This is a genomic window from Vibrio sp. IB15, assembly GCF_016406055.1.
In the GTDB taxonomy this organism is placed as follows: Bacteria; Pseudomonadota; Gammaproteobacteria; order Enterobacterales; family Vibrionaceae; genus Vibrio; species Vibrio chagasii.
This window is the reverse complement of sequence record NZ_JAEFCE010000052.1, coordinates 1-23,193: the sequence shown is the minus strand read 5'-3', so window position 1 is coordinate 23,193 and position 23,193 is coordinate 1. Positions and strand designations below refer to the sequence as shown.

At 43.1% G+C, this 23,193-nt stretch carries 22 protein-coding genes and 2 pseudogenes; 13 read left to right on the top strand and 11 right to left on the bottom strand.

What is annotated here, in order from left to right:
* Nucleotides 1-130: 130 nt before the first annotated feature.
* The 4 genes from JC606_RS17620 to JC606_RS17605 are packed head-to-tail and all read right to left on the bottom strand — an operon-like array spanning nt 131 to nt 4,734.
* Complete coding sequence (locus tag JC606_RS17620) at nt 131-2,287, bottom strand: cytochrome c (RefSeq protein ID WP_137407660.1); 2,157 nt, start codon at nt 2,285-2,287, stop codon at nt 131-133.
* The gene (locus tag JC606_RS17615) at nt 2,284-2,898 is read right to left on the bottom strand and encodes a cbb3-type cytochrome c oxidase subunit II (RefSeq protein ID WP_181143960.1); all 615 of its coding nucleotides are present in this window, start codon (nt 2,896-2,898) and stop codon (nt 2,284-2,286) included. The genes JC606_RS17620 and JC606_RS17615 overlap by 4 nt, the downstream gene beginning before the upstream one ends.
* The gene (gene ccoN / locus JC606_RS17610; protein ID WP_198779067.1) at nt 2,899-4,323 is read right to left on the bottom strand and encodes a cytochrome-c oxidase, cbb3-type subunit I; all 1,425 of its coding nucleotides are present in this window, start codon (nt 4,321-4,323) and stop codon (nt 2,899-2,901) included.
* A gap of 24 nt (nt 4,324-4,347) precedes the next feature.
* Nucleotides 4,348-4,734 (bottom strand): c-type cytochrome, encoded by a 387-nt coding sequence (locus tag JC606_RS17605; RefSeq protein ID WP_137407662.1) that lies wholly within the window; start codon nt 4,732-4,734, stop codon nt 4,348-4,350.
* 371 nt (nt 4,735-5,105) lie between these two features.
* Between JC606_RS17605 and JC606_RS17600 the strand changes: the two genes are divergently transcribed.
* Together JC606_RS17600 and JC606_RS17595 are read left to right on the top strand one after the other, a co-directional pair.
* Nucleotides 5,106-5,573 carry a hypothetical protein gene (locus JC606_RS17600; RefSeq protein ID WP_390903405.1) on the top strand — a complete coding sequence of 156 codons (468 nt, stop codon included), beginning with the start codon at nt 5,106-5,108 and terminating at the stop codon, nt 5,571-5,573.
* Between the two features lie 9 nt (nt 5,574-5,582).
* Entirely contained in the window at nt 5,583-6,602 is a 1,020-nt protein-coding gene (locus tag JC606_RS17595; RefSeq protein WP_102422926.1) for a diguanylate cyclase domain-containing protein, read from the top strand.
* 276 nt (nt 6,603-6,878) lie between these two features.
* Here JC606_RS17595 and JC606_RS17590 read toward each other — a convergent pair whose 3' ends face one another.
* Nucleotides 6,879-9,317, bottom strand: coding sequence for a putative bifunctional diguanylate cyclase/phosphodiesterase (locus JC606_RS17590; protein ID WP_198779066.1), 2,439 nt, complete (start codon nt 9,315-9,317; stop codon nt 6,879-6,881).
* A 3-nt stretch (nt 9,318-9,320) separates the two neighbouring features.
* Nucleotides 9,321-10,352 (bottom strand): ABC transporter substrate-binding protein, encoded by a 1,032-nt coding sequence (locus tag JC606_RS17585; protein WP_102422928.1) that lies wholly within the window; start codon nt 10,350-10,352, stop codon nt 9,321-9,323.
* 417 nt (nt 10,353-10,769) lie between these two features.
* Here JC606_RS17585 and JC606_RS17580 point away from each other — a divergent pair, with 417 nt between their 5' ends.
* From JC606_RS17580 to JC606_RS17555, 7 genes and pseudogenes are all read left to right on the top strand, one after another.
* Nucleotides 10,770-11,567, top strand: a complete 798-nt coding sequence (locus tag JC606_RS17580; protein WP_198779065.1) for a PhzF family phenazine biosynthesis protein — start codon at nt 10,770-10,772, stop codon at nt 11,565-11,567.
* Nucleotides 11,568-11,748: 181 nt separating this feature from the next.
* Nucleotides 11,749-12,252, top strand: coding sequence for a YgjV family protein (locus JC606_RS17575; RefSeq protein WP_137407667.1), 504 nt, complete (start codon nt 11,749-11,751; stop codon nt 12,250-12,252).
* Nucleotides 12,253-12,343: 91 nt separating this feature from the next.
* On the top strand, nt 12,344-12,625 hold the full coding sequence (locus tag JC606_RS17570) for a cupin domain-containing protein (RefSeq protein WP_332873240.1): 282 nt from the start codon (nt 12,344-12,346) through the stop codon (nt 12,623-12,625).
* A gap of 25 nt (nt 12,626-12,650) precedes the next feature.
* Complete coding sequence (locus JC606_RS17565; protein WP_137407668.1) at nt 12,651-12,869, top strand: DUF7661 family protein; 219 nt, start codon at nt 12,651-12,653, stop codon at nt 12,867-12,869.
* Between the two features lie 103 nt (nt 12,870-12,972).
* Nucleotides 12,973-13,443, top strand: coding sequence for a GNAT family N-acetyltransferase (locus tag JC606_RS17560; protein ID WP_198779064.1), 471 nt, complete (start codon nt 12,973-12,975; stop codon nt 13,441-13,443).
* A 166-nt stretch (nt 13,444-13,609) separates the two neighbouring features.
* Nucleotides 13,610-13,789, top strand: a pseudogene (locus tag JC606_RS23695) (hypothetical protein); the annotation flags it as partial.
* Between the two features lie 152 nt (nt 13,790-13,941).
* Nucleotides 13,942-14,238, top strand: coding sequence for a hypothetical protein (locus JC606_RS17555; RefSeq protein WP_086713803.1), 297 nt, complete (start codon nt 13,942-13,944; stop codon nt 14,236-14,238).
* A 112-nt stretch (nt 14,239-14,350) separates the two neighbouring features.
* Here the strand turns inward: JC606_RS17555 and JC606_RS17550 are convergent, their stop codons facing one another.
* Entirely contained in the window at nt 14,351-14,848 is a 498-nt protein-coding gene (locus tag JC606_RS17550; protein WP_137407672.1) for a fasciclin domain-containing protein, read from the bottom strand.
* A 203-nt stretch (nt 14,849-15,051) separates the two neighbouring features.
* Between JC606_RS17550 and JC606_RS17545 the strand changes: the two genes are divergently transcribed.
* Together JC606_RS17545 and JC606_RS17540 are read left to right on the top strand one after the other, a co-directional pair.
* On the top strand, nt 15,052-16,035 hold the full coding sequence (locus tag JC606_RS17545) for a DUF2860 family protein (RefSeq protein WP_137407673.1): 984 nt from the start codon (nt 15,052-15,054) through the stop codon (nt 16,033-16,035).
* A gap of 139 nt (nt 16,036-16,174) precedes the next feature.
* Nucleotides 16,175-16,675, top strand: a complete 501-nt coding sequence (locus JC606_RS17540) for a GNAT family N-acetyltransferase (RefSeq protein WP_137407674.1) — start codon at nt 16,175-16,177, stop codon at nt 16,673-16,675.
* Nucleotides 16,676-16,837: 162 nt separating this feature from the next.
* Here JC606_RS17540 and JC606_RS17535 read toward each other — a convergent pair.
* Nucleotides 16,838-17,005, bottom strand: a pseudogene (locus JC606_RS17535) (LuxR C-terminal-related transcriptional regulator); the annotation flags it as partial.
* A gap of 179 nt (nt 17,006-17,184) precedes the next feature.
* On the opposite strand from JC606_RS17535, the gene JC606_RS17530 reads away from it, so the two are divergent.
* Nucleotides 17,185-17,337, top strand: coding sequence for a hypothetical protein (locus JC606_RS17530; protein ID WP_198779063.1), 153 nt, complete (start codon nt 17,185-17,187; stop codon nt 17,335-17,337).
* Nucleotides 17,338-17,449: 112 nt separating this feature from the next.
* On the opposite strand, the gene JC606_RS17525 is transcribed toward JC606_RS17530, so the two are convergent.
* The 3 genes from JC606_RS17525 to JC606_RS17515 all read right to left on the bottom strand — a co-directional run bounded on the left by JC606_RS17525 (nt 17,450) and on the right by JC606_RS17515 (nt 21,925).
* Nucleotides 17,450-18,106 (bottom strand): DUF2057 family protein, encoded by a 657-nt coding sequence (locus JC606_RS17525; protein WP_198779062.1) that lies wholly within the window; start codon nt 18,104-18,106, stop codon nt 17,450-17,452.
* A 214-nt stretch (nt 18,107-18,320) separates the two neighbouring features.
* Entirely contained in the window at nt 18,321-20,810 is a 2,490-nt protein-coding gene (locus tag JC606_RS17520; protein WP_105023378.1) for an EAL domain-containing protein, read from the bottom strand.
* Nucleotides 20,807-21,925 (bottom strand): substrate-binding domain-containing protein, encoded by a 1,119-nt coding sequence (locus JC606_RS17515; RefSeq protein WP_137407676.1) that lies wholly within the window; start codon nt 21,923-21,925, stop codon nt 20,807-20,809. Before JC606_RS17515 ends, JC606_RS17520 begins: the two co-directional genes overlap by 4 nt.
* 81 nt (nt 21,926-22,006) lie before the next feature.
* Here JC606_RS17515 and JC606_RS17510 point away from each other — a divergent pair, with 81 nt between their 5' ends.
* Nucleotides 22,007-23,101: a substrate-binding domain-containing protein gene (locus tag JC606_RS17510; protein WP_137407677.1), complete on the top strand. Its 1,095-nt coding sequence runs from the start codon at nt 22,007-22,009 to the stop codon at nt 23,099-23,101.
* Nucleotides 23,102-23,193 lie beyond the last annotated feature (92 nt).

The window sequence follows — 23,193 nt, the reverse complement described above, 5'->3', positions numbered from 1 at the left end:
GTCTGCTTAATTGTGTAATCAGTTAGTTATAATTGTGTTGTAGTGGCAAGGGCATTTAAAGCGCAAAAGAAAAGGAGACACTTAGGTCTCCTTTGGTCGTTTGCAATTCACTTTCTAAGTGATAGATCCGCTAGCGGATGTTGATGTTGTTATCTCTGCGGTCATACATGTCAGGTGTGGTATGTAACCCACCCGCGTAACCCGCTGCCTCTAGGGTTTCTCTCACTTCACGAACGTGTTCTGCGGTGACTGGTTCTTCTCTATCACCGAGATGTAATCGGACGAAAGTGATCAGTTCGGCTAGCCTTTGATCAGACAGGACATCTTCAAAGCTCGCCATTGGCATGAAGTTTCTGTCTTTGTCGAGATACGTAGGTTGTAAGCCCCTTACCGTTACCGCAATGGTGTTGAATGGGTCACTGTGCATGATGATGCCGTTATTCAGCAGAGTAGGGGCGATAGGGTCGCGACCTTTACCATCGTCACCATGACACGCACCACAGGTTTGGCGATAAGTCGTGTAGATCTCGGCAGCGTATGACTCTTCATCAAAGCCCTTCGGCTCTAACGGCACCGCGTCACTGCTTATGGTGTTGTTGGTATCACCGTTCAACAAGTAGTAGGACATCGACTCGATATCTTCACGTGTCATCAAGCTCAGGCTATTTTTCACTACGTCAGCCATACCAGCGAAAGCCGTGCCTTTGTCTGAGTGACCTGTGTGTAGGAAGTCGGTGAGTGTTTTCTCATCCCAGCCGTCGATATAAAGCTCGTTTGCGGTAATATCGGGCGCATTCCAGCCATCGATTAAGTTACCTTGGAAAATGCGCTCAGGTATTAGAGCTTGTGCAATATTTCGTGGTGTATGGCACTCAGAACAGTGACCAAGCCCTGCAACCCAATATTTACCTTGTTGCCACTTCTCGACATCATCAACCTTATCTTTGAGTTCCTCTGGTACTTGATAGTCGACCGGATCGGTATCCATGAATACGATATTCCAGCCAAGCAGACCTAGGCGAATATTCGACGGGAACATCATGCTGTTGTCGTCATTGCGTCTTGGTACCGCTGTGATGGATTGCATGTACTCCCATAAATCGACCATGTCTTGATCTGTCAGATATTGATACGAGGTGTAAGGCATAGCAGGGTACAAGTAGCCATCTTTACCTTTGCCATCAACCAAGGCGGCTCTGAAGTCGTCGAAATCATAGGTTCCGATACCTTCGGTAGTGTGAGGAGTAATGTTGGTTGAATAAACTGTGCCAAAAGGAGTGACAAACGGCAGGCCACCAGCAAAGGGTTCACCACCTTCCGCGCTGTGACAAGCGACACAGTCGCCAGCATGCGCCAAGTACTCCCCGCGCTCAACTGACTCTGAGTTCAAGCTTGCAACCCTCTGTTGTTCAGCTTCTCCTGCATGTCGGATGTAGGCGCCTAGAGCCAGTATCTCGTTTTCGGTAAGTTGGTTATCAAACGCTGGCATCAGGTTGTTCAAGCCATAGTTAATCGTATGTTGAATCTCTTCAATGCTACCCCCGTGTAACCAAGTGTCATCGGAAAGATCGGGAACCCCAATCTCTGGGTTAGCAATTGTGCCATCAGCGTGGCAAGACGAACAGTATTGGACAAACAAGCTTTTACCGAGTTCGACTTTAACCTCAGGCACATCGGTATGGCGTTGGTTTAGAGACGCTAGATAGTAAGAAACCTTTGCCACTTCATCTGGGCGCATGATTTCACTCCAACCCGGCATTGCACCATTTCGCCCCTTGGCAATGGAATGGATTAACGCTTCATCGCTACCGCCATATAGCCATTCTTGGTCGATCAGGTTAGGGAAGTGTTTTTGGCCTTGACCGTTGTCGCGGTGACATGCGGCACAATGGGTTTGGAATAAGATCTGACCGCTGTTTACGATCTCAGGTACCTCTGCTAACCCAGCTAAAGTGGTTTCACTTGTTAGGGCAAACTGCTCATCGAGGCTTGTAGTGGGCGAACTGAGTTTATCGTCACTTTGCTGCCAATCGACTAAGCCTTCCCATTCACCAATCCCTGGGTACAACACGAGGTAGCCTGCGGAGAGCGAGAAAGCGACAGCATAACTGACAAACAGTAATTTAGGTGGCGGTGCGTCTTTTTCTTCAATGCCGTCAAAGGTGCCAACGGTGTGGTCTTCGTCGGCCTTGTGATTACTACGCCAGTACTTAACGACAACGGATACCATTAGAACAAAGAATATTATGGTTAAGAGTGCCGCCCATAAGTTCCAAAATGTGCTCATTGTGATACCTCCTGTGACGTATCTTTACCTAGGCTTTGCAGGTATCGAATTAAGGCTTCGCCTTTGGTTTTACCTCTAACCTGTAGTCTTGCATCACCAATTTCTTGGTCGGTATATGGAACACCTAGTGTACGTAATACCTCCATTTTCGCACTGATATCATCCCCAGTGAGTGTTTGTTCAAACAGCCAAGGGTAAGAAGGCATGATAGAAGTAGGCACGACTTGTCGAGGGTTGATTAGATGTATCACATGCCATTGATCAGAATACTTTCTTGCTAAATTGGTTAGGTCAGGACCAGTACGTTTAGAACCCCACAAGTTAGGAAACTCATAGATATCGTCTGCTTCTTGGTTTGGGCGTCCGTTACGTTTGATTTCTGGGTCAAGAGGGCGCACCATCTGCGTGTGACAGACGTGGCAGCCTTCGCTGATGTAGATATCTCGACCGGCTAGCTCGATAGCGGTTAACGGCACAGCGAGGCTGTTTTTAGCGATATCATCTCCTCGAACGATGTTTGGGACCACCCAAACTACCAGTGAGAAAGAGGCGACGACTACGGTGGTCAAAATTAGAATGACCAACGAGTGGGTAAAGTCTTTACTCATGATTTATGCCTCCCCATTTGCTGTGCGTTTAACATCAAGCTCAGCTGGCATGCGCACCGTTTTGTAAAGGTTCAGTGCCATTAAGAACAAGCCAAGTACGAATAGAGCACCACCAAAGAAGCGCAGGAACAGCCAAGGTGCTTTGAAATCCATCGCTTGCACAAAACTGTATACGAGCTCGCCGTTGTCGTTTTGAGTGAGCCACATGTAGCCTTCACCAATACCCGCTACCCACAATGCAATGGCGTAAATAGCCACACCTGCGTGCGCGAGCCAGAAGTGCCACTTGAGCATCCTTGGTGACCAAAGTTCGGTTTTGCCCCATAAACGTGGGATGAAGTAATAGAATACGGCGATACCCGACATCGCTACCCATCCGAGAGCACCAGAGTGGACATGCCCGATAATCCATTCGGTGTTGTGTGCAACCATGTTGAACAAACGAATAGCGAGCAGTGGGCCTTCGAATGTGGCTAAGCAGTAATAGAGAATCGCCGAAAAGAAGAATAAAAGAATGTAGTCGGATTTAAGTTTCTCTTTGTTTTGCAGTAGAGTCATCGCGCTGTTAAACGCACCTGCCCACGATGGTAACCAGAGGATCAGTGACATCACGATACCAATGTTTTGTACCCACACCGGAACGGAAGAGTAGACGAGGTGGTGAGTACCAGCCCAAGTGTAGAAGCCAACTAAGCCCCAGAAGTGAATCACGGATAATCGGTACGAGTAGATAGGGCGGTCAGCCGCTTTGGGTATGAAGTAATAGTTCATACCGATGACGCCAGCCGTCAGCAAGAAACCTACCGCATTATGTCCCCACCACCACTGTACGATGGCATCTTGAGCTCCCGCGAAGACGGAATAGGACTTCATTGCAGATACGGGCATCGCGAGATTGTTGACGACGAAGATCATCGCGATCACGATAATAAACGCTGCAAAGAACCAGTTTGCCACGAAGATGTGGTCGACTTTTCGTTTGGCTATCGTGCCAAAGAACAACACAGCATAAAGTACCCAAACGAGCACAATAAGCAAATCAATTGGCCACTCTAGTTCTGCGTACTCTTTTGACGTGGTGTAACCCGCAGGCAGAGAGATAAGCGCCAGTAGTAGCACAAGTTGCCAGCCCCAAAACACCATCCATGACAAGCTCTTATTGAAGAGCTCACAATGCCCGGTTCGCTGTGCGATATACAATGACGTCCCCATCAGGATATTGACGACAAACCCGTATATGACGCCAGAGGTGTGTAAGGGACGAAGCCTACCAAACTGAAAGTACTCCGAGTCGAAGTTTAAGATGGGCCAATACAGCTGTGCAGCGAGAATCACACCGATGATCATGCCTAAAATAGCCCAGATTAAGGAGGCGATAATAAAGTACTTCACTACCTTAATGCTGTACTGAGTTGTCACTTGTTCCATAACAAGGCTCCTTGCCTAGGGTTTTTACTGGCTGACTGTGCTAGAGTCGCTCACCGACTTTGATTCGCTACCGAGGTTCGAATAGAAATAAGAAATATCGCGGATGTCTTGGTCCGAGAGCGTATCGGCTTGTTGCTGCATAAGAACCGCCAGTCCACTGGTTCTTTCTCTTGTTTGATAATCTTTTAACGATGATATGAGGTAGCCCATCTTTTGACCACGAAGGTTTGGGTAAGGGTCTTGTGTTGAAATGCCGTCATCACCATGGCAAGTCATACACACCTTGGCTTTTTGTTTACCTAATTCGAATTGTTCTTGGTTGATTTCAGCTGAAACAGGAAACATGACCAGCGTCAGTAAGAGGGGAGACAGTGCCGCCATGGGGTTAAACTTTTGCTTATTTAAACTCATTATCGATTCCCTTGATTATGAATTGAGTAATTAACTTAAGAGAGTTAGACAATATTGGCTGGTGATATTTAACGGCTCACAGCATTAAATCGGGCTATTAAAATCACTTACGTTCGATTAAAGGTTATGCAGTGTCACGGAATATCGCTACTAAATGACCCATCTTTCTTGTCAATTTTATCAGTCACTACGTATTCACACGGGGAATTGGATTACTGAGGGCGTAAAAGAGCTCGTTTTATTTCAAAGACTCTGTAGATTGTCGGAATAAGGTTTGATCGGGTATGAGTGAATGTTTTAGGAAAATTAAGCCATGGTTAGGCGAGTCATACGAACAATTTGAACTAGACTCAATTTAGTGACCTTTTTAAATGGAGTTTAAAATGAGATCTACTCTTCTTGTCTTCCTTTTATCGTATTCGCTGTCTGTGCTTGCATCTTCGAATTTATCCGTTTTCGAGCATACGGGTAAAAAGCATGAATTGAGTCGAGAGCAACTACTGCAGTTACCTCAAACTGAAATCACAACAGCGCTTCCATGGAGTGAAGGTGAATATGTATATGGTGGCGTTACTCTGCAGGTCGTTTTAGAAGGTTTGGAGTTATCGATGCCACCTCTGGTTACTATTGTGGCTCTAAACGATTATAAAGTGGCGATACCAAAAGAAGATTTTTATGACCATCAGCCGATTATTGCGATTAAGCGAAATGGTCAGTTTATGCCGGTGAGAGAGAAGGGGCCGTACTGGCTGATCTATCCCTTGTCGTCTAAGCCTGAAATCAACAATACCGATTTCCACGCAAAAATGATCTGGCAGATACGAGATATTCATTTGTAGAGGGCTATCATGAAAAAACTGTTTCCCTTGTCTACCATCAAGATCGCCGTTTTGGCATTGGCTGTGGTGGTGCTTAGTGTGAATATCTACAGTGTTACGCGTATTAACGATATCAATAAGAGTTTTTCGAGCCGACAAAACGAAGCAACGTGGTTTGTTTTTCAATTGGTAAAGGAATATGCGAATTTCATGATGGTGAGCCGTTCAGGTAACCTCAATTATGATGAATTGCGGTTAGCCTATGATATTACCTGGAGTCGTTTTGATATTTTACTAAACAGCAATGAGTCTTCTAACTTCATTAAAGCTGCGAACTTCAAGCCTTATTTCTCTTCAGAATTTGAAAAGTTTAAATCGTTAGAGTCTTCAATAAAACTCGTTCAGGAGGGGGAGTTGTCGAGGGAATCACTGCAGAAAAAAATCGCTATTTGTTACGACACGCTGGTGGACTTTATTAATGAAAAATTTCGACTGCAAAGTCCTGTGATTGAAGAGAATACCTCATTAGTCGAAAGGCTGGTAAAAATGCACATGTTTAGTAGTGTGCTTCTCGCATTAGTTCTGATCGCGACTGGCATAATTTTTTACGCTGATTTTTCAGCTAAAAGAAGGCTTTACACTACAGACTTCATCACAGGATTCCAAAATCGTGTTTCCTTAATGAAATTTATTAAACATAATTATCCCAAAGAGAGTAATTTTGATCTCTATTTTGTTCGCATAAGAAACTTGAGTGAAATTAACCAGAAATATGGCCTTGAATATGGTGATTTGGTAGTGAGCTCAGCTGCTAAATCTTTGTCGGCCAAGATTCCAGAGAGTACGGTTTCATTTCGTAGCAGTGGCAGCCAGTTTTTATTCTTTATACCCGAGCACCTCTACGCGAGCAATGAGATACAAGAACAGTTTAAAGACGTTCTGAGTGACTATATTGCAGCTGGTAACTTAGAATTGATGATTGATGCTGTTGTGAGGCACAAGAAGAATATCAGCTCCAAAGATATGATGGAACTATTAACCAATATGTAACGTCACAGTGAGGGTCATAGCTTAGCTTTTATTCGCCTTTTATTAATCCCGTAGAGTCACTATCTGCTTTCCTGACGGTACGAAGTACATATCAGAGAGCTTTGATTCTTTATATGCCCTCGTGGTCAAAAACGTCTTCCCAAGCCCCCAGAAGCTATTGAATACAGCATCCCCCTAGATTTAGGAAGAAGGCTCGAGATAAAGCTAGATTGTTTGTTAGCGTTGGTAGGCGACAGCACTGCTGTTAATGCAAAAGCGCTTTCTCTCTTTCGCTTTTTATTGGTTGCTTTTCTGGCACAGTGCCACGATACGATCTTCATTGATCTCGTCAAGCATCGAACATTGCTCTAGGATGGTATTCGGCTTGTGGTCGCGGATGAACTCGATAAACTCAGTGTAAGTGAGTGGCTGGCTAAACAGATAGCCTTGTATCAGGTCACAGTTGGCTTTGCGCAGGTACTGGTACTGCTCTATACATTCAACGCCTTCTCCGACCACCAAGGTGTTACAGGAATGTCCCAAATTAACCATTGATTCCACCATTTTACGGTCCGCTTTGTCATAGACGATATGATCGATAAAACTCTTATCAATTTTAAGTTCGTCGACAGGGTAATGAAGCAACTGATTAAACGCCGTGTAACCTGTGCCAAAATCATCGAGTGACACTTTTAGCCCCAGGCCTCGGATGCTCTCAATTGTCTGCACCGTCAGTTTGGTGCTTTTCACATAACTGGTCTCAGTGATCTCAATGATGATATTGCCTGGTGGCACTTTAAAACGTTCTATTACCTTGCGAATGTTGTCTGCGAAATTACGGTTATAGAGCTCCATCGCCGAGATATTGATAGATAAGGTACCTTTGTATTTATGGATATCGGAAAGCTCTTTGTAGCTTTTAATCGCCATTCCTATTACCCACATATCGATTTTCGATATCAAGTTGCTTTTTTCTGCGACTGTTACAAATTCGTCTGGTCCAGCTTTGATATCAGCGAGAGCAGGACAACGAATAAGACATTCAGCACCATCGATTTCTAATGTCTTTGCATTAAATATGGGCATAAAGCGTAGCTCAAAGTTATCGCTCTCACAGCACTCTAAAAGCCTTTTCTCGATAATATCGTGTCTTTTTAAGGAATGGATGAGCTCTTCGCCATAAACGATGCGACTATCTCCGTCACTGTGAGCCTTGGCATTTATCAACATTGCATCGATACAACGGTGCCAGATCTCTTCAAATTTAGGGGTGTCAACCGGGAGCACGCCCGTAGCGATAGTTAAACGAAAGCCATAGTAATCAAGGAAGGTTGTGCCGGTTAAGGCGTTATTGATGTTCTCGATCTCTTCGTTTATCGATTGGTGTTCAGCCATTTCTAGTATGGCGATGAATTGATTGCCTCCCAGCCTTGCCAATGAATAATCACTGCAACTAAAGCCAAAGGAAGATTGTTGATTTTGTAACGTTTCTCTAAGTGCTTTCGCCAAGCTAATTAGCACGTTATCACCGACTTTTGCGCCGTATAGGTCGTTAATCTTCCTAAAGTCCATGATGTCCCAGCAAACTAAGTAGCAGCGTGTACTCATCGAGCTTTTTAGGCGCACATCAAGATGTCGAATGAATGAGCGGCGGTTAGCCAACTTAGTAAGTTGGTCAAATTCAGCTTCAAATTTCAGTTCTGTTAGTGAGTCGATATACGCATTCTTTAGCCCGTCAATCTCACTTTGTCCTGATGAACGTTTAAAGTACCTGAGTTTGAGCCCTCCAATCGATATTTCGTGGAGAAGGTCTTTGAGCGGACGCACCAATTGGTAACGCACTACCAAATGAACAATGAGCATGATAAAAGATAAAGTCGCTAGGAATCCTAAGAAGGTGTGCTGAGCGATCATGGCTTTTTCAATGTTAAATTTCTGTTCTCGAATGTTGACTTGAGCAAGGAAGTGACGACTGTTCATTTGAACGTTAATACTGTCTTTATTCTGTTCAAATGACTTGATAATAAACTGAGTGTTTTCAATGTTTTCTACTTCATTTGATGGTTCAATCAAAAGTTGCATGTTGTCGTCGTCATTATAGCTAATGAGCAAGTTTGAGAGCTGCTTTAGCGGACCGTCTGCAATTAAGATGTATCGGTTTGAGCTTGTGTTGGCTCGTTTATCTTGAGGAACTAGGTAAGGGTCGATGGCGGCAACATAGGCATATCTTAATCCACCATTAACCGATATGTATGAAAAGCCCTCTTGGGATAGTTCAGTTTGGTTGATTAATGAGGTGTAAATGTCGAAGACCCGCTCGTAGATACTGTCCGGTATCTTTAAGTCTTCAAAAGGGTCAACTCGTAATGTCGATAGTGTGAGTTTAAATTTTGGATCAATGATGTAAATGTTGCGTTGACCGAACTGATTAACATGGCTTTGATTGAGAACTCGCAATACTCTTTTTTCTAAAAGAGATAGGGTTGTATAGTCAGTAGGATTTTGAATGTAACGCAAGAATTGTAACGATGAACTGATATCTTTGACGAGCAAAGATAGCCCCAATTGCTCATATTCAGCCGCAACCAGCGCGGTATTAACATCGGACTGCACTTCGTCTAAGTACATGTGCTTGGTGTGGTTTGAGGCGAAGTTGTAGGTAATGAATCCCGAGACTGCGAATACGAGTAGCAGTGCTGGGATAAGTACAAAATACAGTTTCTTCAATACAGGCATTTCTTATCTCAAACTATCAACAATACGATTACGAATTTGAAGGCTATTGGGTTCAAGGGGCTGATACAGATAGCTGCGTTCTAGTACTTCTTGGCTAGGGAAAAGCTCTGGGTCGTTTTGATACTCTTGAGAGGTCAAAGCCTTAGCTTTTGAGTTTGGTGTGGCGAACCAGGAGTCCATTGCGTTTTGAGCTGCAATTTCGGGTTGTGACAAAAAGGAGAGTATCGTTGATGCTTGTTCTGATAGTTCTCCGTTGTTAATCGCTGCGATGCACTCCAACCAAAGGGTTGTGCCTTCTTGAGGAACGATATAGGCCCATGATGCTTCGGGATCGACCTCATTCAATATGTAACTGTCTCCAGAATACCCGTAAGCCAAGTCTATATTGGCCAGTCTTTCTGGGCGGTGGATATAGTCGACGACGTATTCATTACTCTCAAGGTGGGGCTTTTGAGTTTGCAAGGTTTTGTAGGCAACTCTCAGCTCCTGCTCATTGTTTGTGAATGGTTCGAATTGGTTGAGTAGAAGTGCAGCACTCACGAGATCTGTTGGCTCGTAATACATACTAATTCGGCCACTGTTTTCGGTTTCAGGATCCAATATGGCTTTCCATGAATTAGGAGTGTCGACTTTATCGCTACGGTACAATATGCCCGATGTTCCCCAAGCATAAGGGATGCCATAGTCGCCGCATCCATCAACCCATCGAGAGTCAAAGTTGTTTGCGAGAGATTGCTGCATGCCACTGAGGTTGTGAAATAGGTTTTGCTCAGCCAACGCTTTGAGCTTCATACTCTCGATCACAACCAGTTCAAAGGCACCGCGGCGTTCGCTCAATAGGACTTCATCACGAATTGATTCGTCTGAAAAGTATTGCTGTTTTAATGCAATGCCATAGGTGTCATTCAATTTTTCAATGACGCTCTCGGATAAAAACTCATCCCAATTGTAGAGATAAATTTCATGTTGTTGACCAAATACTAACCCAGGCGAAAAGGATGCGGACACGAGAACTGAAACATAAAATGCCTTCACCGACGGATTCCTTTCTCTTCTTTGTTTAACTAGATCCTAGCGCAAAATTTGAGACCTGCTTCAAATTTACGCCTATAATTTTACTTAAACATTATGCTGCGCACGCAGTTGCCTAGGTTTTACTTGAAGTAAAACCATCAGCATGGTGTTAGTTAGCGCTATCCCAATCGCTAGGTTTTCGATATGGAGCGGCGGTGAGAAGCGATAAAACAAAGCGCTGAAAAAGGAGGAGACGCTCCTGAGCAAGCTTAATGGGTCCATTCTTCTAAATCATGCTGTTGTTCGATAACTCATTATTTATCATTGGCTTATTCTATCGGTCACCCCTTGAGAAATTTTGACTAATGACTTGTGGCACAAGGAGTTTGTGCTTATTGTGGTCGAACGTTGTCATTCATTTCAATCGTCGGAGACATTGTGGATTTAGAAATATATCAAGTCGATTCATTCACTAGCCAAGCTTTTAAAGGCAATCCTGCAGGTGTCTGTATTTCTCAACACGTGTTGGATGAAGCATTAATGCTTTCTATTGCGGATGAGATGGCGGTTCCAGAAACGGCTTTCCTTGCGTTAGAATCTATGACTCTTAAGTGGTTTACGCCGGAAGTAGAAGTTCAGCTGTGCGGGCACGGCACTTTGGCGACGGTTCATGTGATGAAAGAAAAAGGACTATTAAAAGCCAGCGACAGGATCGTATTTCAGACCTTATCTGGTGATTTAACTGCCACAGTTTGTGACTCGTCCATCGAGTTAGACTTCCCGGGTACTCAATTATCAAGTGTAGAGGTTGATACTAGGCTGTTGGAACATCTAGGTATTGAGAACAGTCAAGTGTTGTCATACATGGAGTTCGACTCTAAAACGTTTATCGAGGTGACCAATGAGCAGGTTGTTTTAGACCTAACCCCCAACTTTGATGCCCTCAAGAAGATGAAGGGTAGAGGTGTTGTGGTGACCGCGCTTTCATCCAATATTGAGCTTGATTTTATCTCTCGCTATTTCGCGCCTTGGGTTGGCACGAATGAAGACCCAGTAACTGGCTCGGCGCACTGTGCTCTCACGCAATACTGGTCTGAGAAACTGAATAAGTATTGTTTTAATGCATACCAAGCCTCTCGTCGTGGAGGCTATATTTCGACAGAACTTCTGGCTAATGGACGCATAAAGTTGATTGGCTCTGCGAAAACCGTGATCAGTGGGCGCTTGAAGGTTTAGATATCACTTAGGAACGAATATCACATAGGCCGCTAAAACGAGTCAGTAATTCAAAAAATAATCGTGTAGCCCATTTTTTTAGGTTACAAATGGAGGGTTCATACGAGCGCTACTGGCTATTGAGCTGCCTGATGAATCGTAGCGAGGTCGTTAAACCTAAGTTATTGTTGAAGGAATCACTGTGTCTGCTTTTTATCTATCTCAAGTTTTAGTCGCCATTGCGATTTGCTTTGATCTCCTGTCGTTTCAGTTTAAAGAGCGTAAGAAGATTGTGACTTGCCTGTTTTTTGCCGGTGTACTGATTTCAAGTCACTTTATTCTTTTGGAGCAGTGGACTGCGGCATGCTTGATGATTATTGCCACTATCCGTTATTTAACGAGTGTGTTTTCCACATCACCTAAATTCAAATATCTGTTTTGCTCTCTGTCTGTGGTTGCTACTGTCTTTACCTTCTCAGGGTTAACTAGCGTATTGAGTTGCTTTGCATCAATGTTCCAAACATTTGCTGCTTTTAACAAGGATGACCGTCGACTTCGAGAGCTAATGATCATCGGCACCAGTTTTTGGCTTGTTCATAATTACTTAGTTGGCTCTCCAACAGCGGTTGTTATGGAAGCCTTATTTATTGGCAGTAACTTGCTTGGCTATTACCGTTTTTATTTCAGGAAGAACGTAGCTGCTTAGTGTGTTGTGTCATTAACACCTCACAACCTTTGAGCGGCTAAAAAAACAAGGAAATGCTATGTCAAATATCTACACGGATATCCCTTAGTCGATACCTAATGAAATATTTAATGACTTGATAGCGAATGACAACATTCGGATAGAGAGGATACTTTCACATGGACACAGTTCTCCTGAGGAGGGTTGGTACGATCAAGAGGAGCATGAATGGGTTCTGGTGCTCGAGGGACAAGGCGTTATCGAATTTGCTGATGGTCGTATTGTTACTTTGTCTAAAGGGGACTACCTCAATATTCCCGCCGGTGAAAAGCACAAGGTTCAGGGGACTGACAAAGACTCTGTTACGATATGGCTTGCGGTGTTTTATCGTTGATTTTGGGATAGAGGTAAAAGAGCGTATGTGGCGAAAATTTCAGGTTTTTCACCAGAGAATGTCGGTACAGAGGCAAAACGAAGAGTGGCTACTTTATCGAGAATCGGAAACTTCAATACGATCTCGAGTTTATGATGTGATTATCCCTTCTGATTTAGCAGAGGAAGAGTTTGCGCGTTATTTAGCGGATATTTATCATGAGTTTGCTTCAGAAAAATACCCATCAGTGACACGTATTCTTTAATGTGGCTAGTGAGTGTCCCATTGCAACTATTTATCAACTGATGCCTGTTTGTAGAGTAACAAATCCAATAGTTAGAATCTGAAAGCAACCAAAGGAAGATAGTGTGGTTAGAATTCGAAATTATCAAGAAAGTGACGCCAAAGCGCTATGGGAGATCTTTTTTTACACGGTTCGCAACGTGAACATACGAGATTATTCTCAAGAGCAAGTCGAGGCTTGGGCACCAAGTGGTTTTGACTTTGCGTTGTGGCAAAAGCGTATGGTCGGGTTAAAACCTTTTGTCGCTGAGTTAGATGGTCATATTGTTGGCTATACTGACTTACAGCCGAGTGGTTTAGTCGACCATTTTTTTTGCCATCATCAATATCAGGGGCGAGGTGTGGGCCGAGCGTTGATGGAGCATGTGTTAACGATAGGGCAACTTCGTGGGGTATCAAGATACTTCTCAGAGGTAAGTATCACCGCGAGGCCATTTTATGAGCGTATGGGTTTTAAAGTAGTGAATGATCAGCAAGTCGATATGCGTGGAGTAACGCTTACGAATTTCGTGATGGAAAAGGTTATCGACAAGTAGGTTTATGTTAAGAGCGAAGATTGTGAAGAGGAACCGGCCTAAAAGGATTATTAAACCTTTTTAAGGGTAAATTTTGCTGATCTACTGATATTGTCGATGAGTTCAAATTGTGTGCTAGCCAATTTGTCTAATTTTAAAGATTGAATGAATACAAGGAGTGTTGTTCATGAGTCATGTGAGTAGATTAAAAGTATACACATTAGTGTCGATGTTTTCTTTTGCAATCGGAGTGTTAGCCTTGCAATCTGGGGTCTCTGGGTTGTTTCCGCTCTTCGTCGTGGTTATTTCATTTTTTTCTTTTGTCATTAATTCATTCCTTTGTTTATTCGGCAATAAATATGAGAATGCCAAAGAATAAATCTCGAAAATGATTATCGAAAATCTCTTCTAAGTCTCAATTGTGGGACAGATCTTGATGGTGTTTTTGCAATTGCGCTAAGATTTCCTCTTTAATTTCAATGTACTATTCGGTTCGATTGAAAAGAGTGAGGGTAGTACGTGGGAATCGAAGCTTTAGCATTTGTTATGGATGCGCTAGTCACGGCATGTTGTATGTACATTGCATCTAAAATGTCGTTTGTGGTGGCGGATTTTAAGTCTCTTCTAACGATAGCGATTATCGTATCTCTAGTCTCTATGATTCCGACAGTGGGGTGGGTTCTAGGGCTTATACTGTTCGTATTTCTACTTGGGAAGGCAACTCATTCGAGTATTGGTGACTGTATTTGGGTGGTGGTGTTTACCAAAGTGGTGTCGATGGCCGCGTTTCTGATATTTGGCCGACTGTTTGTATAACCCAATATCCACTTAATATCTAAAGTGATAAGCCAAAATCTAATGTTCGAATAGAAAAGACGTGTGACATTGTCACACCTCCTAAATCTCTTTTAACGGCCATTGGTGTCTGTTACTTAGTTAACAGTACAGCGTCAATGACATGTATCACACCGTTGCTCGCTTTAACGTCTGCTGTTACGACGTGAGCTTTGTTGATCATTACAACACCATGGTCAGTACTAATTGTGACTGGCTCACCCTGTATGGTGACTGCGCTGTCTAGTTTTACCACATCTTCAGCCATTACTTTTCCTGGCACTACATGATAGGTGAGTACTGCGACCAGTTTGTCTTTATTTTCCGGCTTCAATAACATATCTACCGTACCTTCCGGTAGAGCGGCAAACGCTTCATCTGTTGGTGCAAAAACAGTGAACGGGCCTTCTCCTTTCAGTGTATCCACTAATCCTGCTGCTTTTACTGCCGCTACTAACGTTGTGAAAGAGCCATTATCAACCGCTATATCAACGATGTCTTTTTTCATACCATGATGGTCAGCATTGACAGCCGTTGATAAAAGAAGTGATGCGGCGAACAGCGACAGGCTTTTATATAAGTTTTTAAGCATATTGGGTTCCTTTCAGTTTTTCCTTTGTTTCCGAGGCTTGTTACGAAAGGCCGAGCACGATAGATCATATCTACGTCACGCTTGAGACATTGCCCTATCCCGAAAACTCAACAAAGTGGGGATGTAGAAAGGTTAAATACTTGTTGTAATTCTAAATTTGTACATATATTTAATGGGTGATTATTCAACTAGTGGATGTGAATATGAGGTCTGTTTTACCTGTAGTACTTTCCGCGGCTGTTTCTATGCCAGCGTACAGTGGACTAGCTCCTAGTGAGGGCTTTAGTGGTAACTTTAGTGTCTTGGCTGGGTTCTATTCTGACAGCAGTAATTTGAGTACTGAACAAGACTCAAACCAAGCAACCAATACCATGGAAGGCGATAGTGAGAATCAAGGCTTACTTGGTTTTCTTGGAACTGTTAAATATACCTTTGGTGAATCCCTTACTCACCAAGTTTATGCCGGTACCACCCGAGAAGATATTGCGACCGGTACTATTGCTTTTGAAATCGGTTATCGACACCAACTCTCTGGCGGAACCATATTAGATGTTTCCGTGTTACCGACACTTATCTCCGGCAAGGCTTGGTCTGATCCTTACGCTGTTGGTGTGAATCGAAACGAAACTGATGTAAAGGGTAACGTGGGCCGCCTACAACTGACTAACATCGGCGGCACTGCTTTCCAAACAGATTTTGCTATTGGTGAGTCTGATGTTGATGATGAACTGTCAGGTACCCAAAGTCTGTCTACACAAGAAGCCGCACTCCTCGATAGAGAAAGAGCTTATTTATATGCTAAGGCAGGCTATCGCTTCATTCTGCCTAATCAGGCCGGTTTGTTAGTACCTTCTATGGTGTATTTCAATTCTGATGCGGAAGGGGGGGCTCTGAGCTTTGATAGCTACGGTATCGAGTTGAACTACGCTAAGCGAATTGGCCGTCATGGTTTTGTTGTTACGTTAGATGCGAATGACCGTCAGTATGATGAAGCTAACCCAATCTATGGAAAAACTCGTGAAGAGAACGAGTATGGTGCCTTTTTAGCGTATGAATTTGGTGGATTGCTGGGTTACAAAGATTGGTCGTTTATTACGTTACTTGGTCTAAGAGCCATTGATTCCAATATCGATTTCTATAACTCTGAACAGGTATTGGCAAGCGTCGGCATCGACTATAAATTTTAACGCAGATCGCCACCATAGCTGTGCAGTTCTAAGTTAACTTCATTATTTCGGGTACTTACACTTTTTATGGTTGTAGGTGCTCGCTGCTATTCGTAATATGAAATCCAGACAATACATTGAAACTTATTAAGGAAGCGATTTGGATATACAAATTAGACATTTAGAAGCAACGGATAGCGAAGATTTATTCGATATTTATCGCCGCCCTTCAGTTTCAGAAAACACGTCACAAAAACCATACCTCAGTTCTGATCAAGTGGATCGGCTATTTGGTCATTCAGACCATTTTACGTTGGTCGCTGAATCATCCGAGAAAGTCGTAGGCCACATTACCTTGTTTATGACGACTAAAGTAAGGGACCGACACTGCGCAGGGCTTGCTATTGCCATTCATCCGGATGTTCACGGAAAAGGGGTTGGTAAAGCCTTGATGCAAGAAGCCATCAATCAAGCGGATAATTGGCTAAACCTAGTTCGCCTGGAGTTAGAAGTTCATGCCGATAACCACGCTGCGATTGCTTTGTACGAACGCGCTGGCTTTCAGTTAGAGGGGACTAAGCGATTGAGTACCTTCAAAAATGGCAAGTACATTGATATGTTGCTGATGTCGAGAATAAAGCCTGAATATCTAGCATCTTGAATTCGCTTTAGGTGATTGAATTTATAATCTGAATAAGAATTAAATTACCGCTGTAAAGCCATAAAGCCCTCAAACTGCAGAAGTTTGAGGGCTTTATGATTTTGTTATGAGTTGAGGTGTGTTGACTAACTAGCACGAGCACTGTTTTTTGGTAACAAGCATTTATGGATTATCAATACCGAAGCCATTACGAAGCGCAAACTGGATTAGCTCCATATGGTTATCGAGTTCGCGGATATCTAACATTCGATATTTGTGTGACTCGATAGTTCTTGGGATTAAAAACAGAATGTCGGCACATTGCTTAGCGGTGTAACCTTGCGCCAGTTGCCAAGATAAAATCCCAGTAGCGTATGGTTTACGCTAAATGATTGAAAATAAAATACCTACAACTTTATAGGTAAACTACAGGTTAGTGTTCTTTTGGGAACATACATCAGACCTTGGAGTAGATAACTTCTGCCTGATATTTATAAATTTAATTTTGAGTAAATGGTGTTGTTATAAAAATGGCTGTTTTGGAATACAAAGTGTGTGGCATAGGTGAGTGGGTAAAAACAAGAATATCAAGCCGTTGCGCTCATTTGCTTGCCGCTGAATACGAGTTGATGGGATGGCCAATCAAAATCGACGGAGAAGTGTTTTCTACTGAGAACGCGTAGTGCAAACGCGCACCAATAGGGCGAATATGGAAACGTAGTTTCCCTGAAGTTGTTACAAAAAAGCTGGCGATTGAATGCCAGCTTTTTTATTTAGAAGATCAACAAATAGGGTTTACTTGTTCACGAACTCTTTGAATTTTTGCTTGGTTTCAGCGTCGGCTTTTTCATACCAGAAGTACAGCATTTCTTCGGCCGTGTTAGACGCGTTGCCATAAATTTTTGCTGGTAGTGTTACTGGCTGAACAACTGCAGCGGCTGTAGCACCTGTCGTTAATGCGGCAATACCACCTGTACGGTTGTATTCTTTCGCTTCTTGAGGGTATTTACGGCCAATCTGCATGCCATCTTTGGTTAATTTGTCTTGCTTAACACTGATTGTATGTTGGTTCTCATCAACCAGTTTCCAATCTAGGTTCTGAAAGCCTTTTCTCGCTTCGTTAGCGTTGCGGAACTTCGGCATGTCGAACGTTACTGTTGTGTCTGTCGCGTCAAAAGTAGCAATAATTGCGTCACTATCAACAAACTCAGGGTCGTTACCTTGACTAAAAGCAAGCTGATATTGGAAAACGATTTGGTTTACACCGTCTGGCACGGTGATCGTTTTGCTTGAAGAGAAAAAACCACCCTCAAGATCAGGTTTAGCCTCATTAACCGCTAAGACTTCAACTAGAGCATCTGCGCTAGAAGGAACTTCAATTTTTACATCAGCTAACACTTGTGGTGCTGCGATAATTGTGGAAAGCAGCGCAATGGATTGTAATGTTTTCATAATCATACAGTTATTGGTGTGAGATATTTTACAATCTCACGCAAAACGAAGTTTTTCAAGTTGCCTTCTCTCCATTTGGTAAAATTCACCGAAACTTAACTTAAACCTAATTGCTGAGTATATCACCTTTGCATTTTTTGCTCACATAAGGATGGTGTGGCCCCTGGTGCTCACTTATGCTGGGGCCTGAAATGGGAGTAAAAACTTCTCAAAGTTAACTTTTTGTACTGGTGAGGTGTTTGCTTGTTAAACTATAACTTCCCATAAAGTAAGAGATCCAATCATCAATAGGCAATGGTCGAGCAAAGAAATAGCCTTGCGCATATTTACAACCTATCTGACGTAACGTTTTTACATGGCTTTGTGTTTCAAGTCCTTCTGCTATGACTGAAAAATCAAGTATCTGCGCAAGTTTTAACACTGCACATGTGATCTCGTAATCGACCTTGGATGAGTTGATGTCTTCGATAAAACTACGGTCTAACTTAACGCAGTCAGCGGAGAGGTTTTTTAGTACCGAAAGAGATGAATATCCGGTACCAAAATCATCTATTGCGATCTTATAACCTTTGGAATGAAGCACTTCTATGGTTCTCGAACAGGTTTCGAAGTCTCGCATCATATCTCTTTCTGTTATCTCAAGTAGCAACTGATGCGGTTTACAGTCGGTTTCATCGAGTATGACTTGAAGTTGTTCCGCAAGGTCGGTCATATAAAACATTCGTGCAGAGAAGTTGATAGAGAAAGTCACCCTTTCTAAATTGATTCCAGAGCGCTGCCATTCAGTAATCAGGTTCGCCACTTTCTTAAATACCCATTTATCGATGTCGATAATCAGGTCACTCTTTTCGGCCACTTCCAAAAAAGCCACTGGTGGAAGTAGACCGAGCTTCGGGTGTTGCCAACGAACAAGTGCTTCAGCCCCAATGATCTCTTGCGAATCTAAATCGACTTTTGGTTGGAAAAATACTTCTAATTCATCGTTCGCAACCGCTTGATGCAGACCCATGTTAGTTTCGATGAGATCATTCACTTCGTGGGTCATCTTATCGGCATAAACGCGGTACTGGTCTCTGCCATTACGCTTAGCATGATACATGGCGGTGTCGGCGTTTCGAACTAAAGTTTCACCGTTAGCGCCATGAGTGGGGTATTCACATACGCCGATACTGGCTGCAACAAATATTGAGTTGTCTTCGGTATAGTAAGGCTTACGAAGTGACTGGTTTAAACGCTCTGCCAGCTGTTCACCTTCACTTAAGCTGATGTTAGAGAACACGACCATAAACTCGTCACCGCCCATTCGTGCAACAAAGCCGTTATGGCCAACTAGGGTGGTTAGGATATTAGATACATTGATAAGTAGGTTGTCACCTTGTCCATGACCGAGAGAGTCATTAATCGTTTTAAACTCGTCGATATCTAAATAAAAGAGCAAGAAACAGGTATCCTGTTCACGTGAACGTTTGATCTCTTCATCCAGCTTTTTTGTGGCTAACAGCCGGTTCGCTAACCCTGTTAATGGGTCGTGGTGGGCGAGAAAGTCGAAGTTCTTTTTCTCTTCAGTCAGTTCTAGATAAGCTTCAGACAACCTTCCTGCCATGTCATTGTAGGCTTTCTCCAAATGAGACCACTCATCGCTTCTGCCAAGTGCGATAGGTTCTCTTAAGCTACCAGATTCTAAGCGGTCAAAACCGTGCTTGAGTGCATTCAGTGGTTTTTGAATGTGATTCCTTACCACATAGTTAAGCAGTAGTAGAGATAAGATAACGGCAGAGAAACTGATCATAATGGCGTTAAGTCGTGATTCTCCGATCTCTTCTTCCAGTTGAGCGGTAAGCACCAATGCTTGATTTTGAACGCGTGATTCCGTGTTCTCAACCATTTCGAGCAAGTCGCTTTGCGCATCTAAAAGCGAAGCCATCACTAGCCAGCGTTGCTCAAGGTTGGCACGAATTCGTTTCAGCGCCGCGTTATAGCGTTTAACTGTTTTCTGAATGAGTTTCTTCTGTTCAATGACTGCTGCTGTCTCAATATCAACGTTTTCTAAGTGCAGTAAGAATATGTCGAGCTCTTTTTCGACTTTAATCAAAAGCACTTTTTCTGTTTCTGGCGTAATGCGGCTATGAATATCACCGACCATTTTTCCTGAAGTAAGAAAGGACTCTCTCAACATGTTCATGAGATCGAGCTCGTTGTTATAACGAATAAAGTCATGTTGGTTGAGGTGCTTCAGTTTGCTGTCGGCAATCGCAAACTCCAGTTGGTTCAATTGTGCTGCTAAGGTGGCATCTATTTGATTGGTTTGCTTGAGTATTCGATTGAGTGCAAGTGAGCTACCCAAGAAACGATGGAAGTTATCAATGAACGCGTCGATCTTTTGCGAAAAACCTTCGTTGGTCGATAAATCTCTGAGCTTTTGAAGTTGGTAGTCAACGTTAAATGCTTCTTCTGACAAGGTGTTTTCACTGAACAAAAAGGTCTGTTCAAGTAATTTCACTCGAGAGGTAAGCGTGAAAACTCGGCGGCTGATCTCTGAGTTCACAATCAATTCAGATACATGTGTTGAGGTTTCGTTTTTAAGTGTCGACTCGACATAATATAAAGAGCGAATCACCATGATCACTGCAAGGCTTACGATAAGTAGCGAAATGAAGTTGGAGATGATGAAGCGCTGGGTAATGTTTATTTGATTCAGTTTCATTGCGGCTTCCAAATATTCAGATATGCTTCACGGTAGCCATTTTTAGGGTCATAAATGCCAGTCGCTTCGTTGTTAATCAGCTCTGCGACGTTGTTTGGAGTTACGAGGTGAACAGGTGCAGAATAACCACTCGGTGGCATGCTATTGAATGCTCTGTTGAGTTCGTCAACGATTTGCCAACCTTGCAGGTATAAAGGCTCTGGAACAGTCGCTGATTGGAACTGATCTTTGTTGATTCGCTTGTAGGCGGCTTTGCTACCATCTCCCGCTGAAATGTTGTTTGGGATCAGTTTATTTTCTTCTAGGTTAGATTCTAAAGAGGGGATGGCATAGTCGATGTACAGATCGTTTATCGCCAAAATATGAGTGATATTGTCGCCGTGTTTTTTTTCTAGCATCTTCAAGGTAGCAGGCATTTTTTGGTCGATTTGGTCGAGTGGAAGGTAGATAAGTTCCAGAACATCACATTTACGACACTGCTTGATGGTGTCGACCATAGCGTTAGCCTTAATCATCGCAATTTCGTAGTTTGGATCTGTGAATACCACTATTTTTGCTTGTTCATCTGAGTCAACAATCGCAAGCAGCGCAGCAACTTCAGCGACATCTAATGGATCGGTCGTGATATTCGTGAAGAGACCAATATCAGGGTTTCCACCTGCGAGCTCCGTGGCGTGCCAGCCAATGATAGTAATTCCCAAATCTTGAGCTTGTTTTAAGATCTTCTGGTGTCGGACAGCATCAATTCCACCAAGCACGATAGCATCTGGCTGAAAACCTATCGCTTTTCTAATGGCTGCCCCTTGGCGTACTTCAGAGCCAAGACCGTCGATAAAACGCAGGTGCCAATCAATGTTGGACATCGCTTCCGATAAACCTTTTCCTACACCATAGACACCCCCGTTGCGCAGATCTGACGCAACAAAAATAATGTTCTTTTCATGGCGTACGGCAGGACCTTCCGTTGGGCCTCCCCATATGACTTGATTTGATACGGCACGTGTGACTTTGTTTTCGGCGTATTTGAAAAATACGTCCTCTGGATACTCTGCAAAACTCGTTGAGCTGCAAGTGATAGCAAGCAATAAACTCGCAAAGTGAAATATTCTATTCATCAGCTCTATAAAAGTCTTTAAATTATTACCTCTCTATATTTATAATATTGTTAATAAATATTCAAACACTTGGTAACATTTATGCTGGGTCAAAATTATAAAATTCTTTTACCTCTGCTTCTAACTACTTGTTTTATGGTTTCACTGCCTGTGAGCGCTGATGGTGAAAGGCCTGACGGTGATTTTGAAAAACTTGAAAAATTTCAAGAGACTGTAAGCGGAGAGCCCATTTCTGTAGCATCGAAATTTTCTGAAAAGCCCGTAAGGATCGCTTTAATTTATCCAAGTGCAGATATTTCTGATTTCTGGATACGTAATTTCATCGCGTTGAAGGAAAGATTGATTGCCTTACAGCTCAAATTTGAGATTGATGAATTTACATCTAGGCAGATCGAACACTCACTTCAAACTCAATACACCGAGCAAGTACTCAGCTCTGAAAAACCATATGACTTTGTCATTTTTGGACCATCAGAGTTGGATATACAAGCCGGTAATATCCAAAAACTGTCGGCTTCCTCTGACTTTAAAACCTTCATTTGGGCATTTCACACGCCAAACGAACAGTGGACTCACCAACCAGATAGTTGGTTTGATTTTTCCAGTGAAATGGGAGCCGAGGTGCTGTGTGACCACGTGGTCAAAGAGCTAGGTAACGACGTGGAGTTTTCCGCTAACCGAGGTATTCCAGGTATTACAGATACACAACGCTCTCAAGGGTTTATTGATTGTGTTGAAGATAAGGGCGATTGGTTAACGGTTTATGAGCATTTTGGGCAGTATCAAAAAATTGGTGGTGCTGATGGGATCCGGTTGGTCTTGGGTAACTTTCCAGAAGTGACTATGGTTCATAATGCGAACACGGCAATGACGATGGGCGCTGTAGATGCGCTAGGCGAAGCAGACAAGCTGTCTGATATATATGTGACAGGTTGGGGTGGAACCGCAAAAGAGATAGAGAAAATCCGATCTGACGAGCTTGATGCAACGCCAATGCGAATGAGTGATGATCTGGGGGTTGCCACTGCAGAAGCCATCAAGTTTCACTTGGAAGGCCGACAAACAGAAGTACCTTTGGTTTATCTAGGCAGAATCACCGTGGTGCACAACAAAATGGATGATGAAGAGTTGAGCCAGTTAACTCGAGAGGCTTTCCGTTATTCAGGCAAAAACTAGTGCACTGAACGTTACCGGTACTCCAGCAGTGAAAAAGTGAACTGACCCCCAATAGTTGGACACCAATTATTGGGGGTCTTTTTATGTCCAAA

Excerpts from the sequence above, each read along its gene's own strand:
- JC606_RS17620 (WP_137407660.1), bottom strand. The coding sequence starts at position 2,287 with ATGAGCACATTTTGGAACTTATGGGCGGCACTCTTAACCATAATATTC.
- ccoN (WP_198779067.1), bottom strand. The coding sequence starts at position 4,323 with ATGGAACAAGTGACAACTCAGTACAGCATTAAGGTAGTGAAGTACTTT.
- JC606_RS17605 (WP_137407662.1), bottom strand. The coding sequence starts at position 4,734 with ATGAGTTTAAATAAGCAAAAGTTTAACCCCATGGCGGCACTGTCTCCC.
- JC606_RS17600 (WP_390903405.1), top strand. The coding sequence starts at position 5,106 with ATGGAGTTTAAAATGAGATCTACTCTTCTTGTCTTCCTTTTATCGTAT.
- JC606_RS17595 (WP_102422926.1), top strand. The coding sequence starts at position 5,583 with ATGAAAAAACTGTTTCCCTTGTCTACCATCAAGATCGCCGTTTTGGCA.
- JC606_RS17590 (WP_198779066.1), bottom strand. The coding sequence starts at position 9,317 with ATGCCTGTATTGAAGAAACTGTATTTTGTACTTATCCCAGCACTGCTA.
- JC606_RS17565 (WP_137407668.1), top strand. The coding sequence starts at position 12,651 with ATGTGGCGAAAATTTCAGGTTTTTCACCAGAGAATGTCGGTACAGAGG.
- JC606_RS17550 (WP_137407672.1), bottom strand. The coding sequence starts at position 14,848 with ATGCTTAAAAACTTATATAAAAGCCTGTCGCTGTTCGCCGCATCACTT.
- JC606_RS17545 (WP_137407673.1), top strand. The coding sequence starts at position 15,052 with ATGAGGTCTGTTTTACCTGTAGTACTTTCCGCGGCTGTTTCTATGCCA.
- JC606_RS17530 (WP_198779063.1), top strand. The coding sequence starts at position 17,185 with ATGGCTGTTTTGGAATACAAAGTGTGTGGCATAGGTGAGTGGGTAAAA.
- JC606_RS17525 (WP_198779062.1), bottom strand. The coding sequence starts at position 18,106 with ATGAAAACATTACAATCCATTGCGCTGCTTTCCACAATTATCGCAGCA.
- JC606_RS17520 (WP_105023378.1), bottom strand. The coding sequence starts at position 20,810 with ATGAAACTGAATCAAATAAACATTACCCAGCGCTTCATCATCTCCAAC.
- JC606_RS17515 (WP_137407676.1), bottom strand. The coding sequence starts at position 21,925 with ATGAATAGAATATTTCACTTTGCGAGTTTATTGCTTGCTATCACTTGC.
- JC606_RS17510 (WP_137407677.1), top strand. The coding sequence starts at position 22,007 with ATGCTGGGTCAAAATTATAAAATTCTTTTACCTCTGCTTCTAACTACT.